Consider the following 1,799-nt stretch of genomic DNA (forward strand, 5'->3'; position numbering starts at 1 on the left):
AGGGCGCCAAGCTGCTGTACCCGCCGGTGCAGGCGCCTTACCCGCCCCTCTTCTTCGGCGGTTCGTCGCCCGAGGCGCATGAGCTGGCCGCGCAGCAGCTGGACACCTACCTGACCTGGGGCGAGCCGCCGGCCGCGGTGGCCGCCAAGGTGGCCGACATCCGCGAACGCGCCGCCCGCCACGGCCGCACGCTGACCTACGGCATCCGGCTGCACGTGATCGTGCGCGAAACCGAGGACGAAGCCTGGGCCGCCGCGCGCGACCTGGTCAAACATCTGGACCCGGCCACCGTGGCCGCGGCGCAGAAGAAGTTCGCCAGCATGGACAGCGAAGGCCAGCGCCGCATGGCCGCGCTGCACGGCGGCCGGTTCGACCCGACCGACATCCGCAAGGGTCTGGAGGTGTATCCGCACCTGTGGGCCGGCGTGGGCCTGGTGCGCGGTGGTGCCGGCACTGCGCTGGTGGGCAACCCGCAGCAGGTGGCGGCGCTGATCAAGGAATACGCCGACCTGGGGCTGGAGTACTTCGTGCTGTCGGGCTACCCGCACCTGGAAGAGGCCTACCGCTTTGCCGAGCTGGTGTTCCCGCTGCTGCCGCTGCAGCTGCGTGAGAAGCTGGTGCAGCCGCAGCTCACCGGCCCCTTCGGCGAGATCGTGGCCAACAGCATCGTGCCGCGCGCGGCCTCGGTGAGCTGAGATGGCGGCCGCTTCACGTTCGCTGCGCAGCGCCGCGCCCTGGGTGGTGCCGGTGCTGGTGATCCTGGGCTGGCAGGCGGCCTCGTCGCTGGGCTGGCTGTCCACCCGCGTGCTGCCCGAGCCGTGGGCCGTGGTCAAGGCCTTCTTCACGCTCGCCCAGTCGGGCGAGCTGTGGACCCATGTGGCCGTGAGTACCCGCCGCGCCGCGCTGGGCTTTGCCATCGGCGGCGGCCTGGGGCTGCTGCTGGGCTTGCTCACCGGCAGCTTCAAGGCGGCCGAAACGCTGCTGGACTCCACGCTGCAGATGGTGCGCAACATCCCGGCCCTGGCGTTGATTCCGCTGGTCATCCTGTGGTTCGGCATCGACGAGACGGCCAAGCTGTTTCTCGTGTCGCTGGGGGTGTTCTTCCCGATCTACCTCAACACCTTCCACGGCATCCGGTCAGTGGACAAGGGGCTGATCGAGATGGCCCGCAGCTACGGCCTGCGCGGCTGGCCCTTGTATAGGCAAGTGATCCTGCCGGGTGCCTTGCCCTCCATCCTGGTGGGCGTGCGCTTCAGCCTGGGCCTGACCTGGGTGCTGCTGATCGTGGCCGAGACCATCTCAGCCCAGGCCGGCATCGGCTACCTGACGATGAACGCCCGCGAGTTTTTGCAGACCGACGTGGTGCTGGTGGGCATCCTGTTGTATGCGCTGCTGGGCAAACTGGCCGACCTGCTGGCCAAGGGCCTGGAGCGCTGGTGGCTGCGCTGGCACCCCGGCTACCAACCCGCCTGACCGGGCGGACCCATGAGAACGACGACGATGGTGCACCCCTTCCTGTTCGACATCGACGGCACGGCCGCGCTGGAACACCCGGCCACGGCGCGGCCGCAGGCCGCCCCCGCGCCACTGCGGCGCAGCGTGCCCAGCGCGCCCCGCGGGCTGGACCTGCAGCTGCGCGGCGTGGGCAAGCGCTACGGCGAGCGCACGGTGCTGCACGAGATCGACCTGGACATCCGCCCCGGCGAGTTCGTGGCCATCGTGGGCCGCAGCGGCTGCGGCAAGAGCACGCTGCTGCGGCTGCTGGCCCAGCTGGAAGCCCCCAGCAGCGGGCAGATCCA

Annotated in this window: 3 protein-coding genes; all 3 read left to right on the forward strand. The window is 70.4% G+C overall.

All coding sequences use genetic code 11. The features are described from left to right. Positions 1–695: LLM class flavin-dependent oxidoreductase (locus ABNT58_RS28570; RefSeq protein ID WP_348756736.1), on the forward strand; the 695-nt coding region annotated here is incomplete at its 5' end. Between the two features lies 1 nt (position 696). After that, positions 697–1,473 (forward strand): aliphatic sulfonate ABC transporter permease SsuC, encoded by a 777-nt coding sequence (ssuC, locus tag ABNT58_RS28575; RefSeq protein WP_348756737.1) that lies wholly within the window; start codon positions 697–699, stop codon positions 1,471–1,473. Between the two features lie 12 nt (positions 1,474–1,485). Then, the coding region (locus tag ABNT58_RS28580; protein ID WP_348756738.1) for an ATP-binding cassette domain-containing protein at positions 1,486–1,799 on the forward strand (314 nt) is incomplete at its 3' end.

This window comes from uncultured Aquincola sp. (assembly GCF_964001545.1).
In the GTDB taxonomy this organism is placed as follows: Bacteria; Pseudomonadota; Gammaproteobacteria; order Burkholderiales; family Burkholderiaceae_C; genus Aquincola.

What these genes read in the sequence shown, in the direction of transcription:
- ssuC (WP_348756737.1), top strand. Translation starts at nt 697, where the DNA reads ATGGCGGCCGCTTCACGTTCGCTGCGCAGCGCCGCGCCCTGGGTGGTG.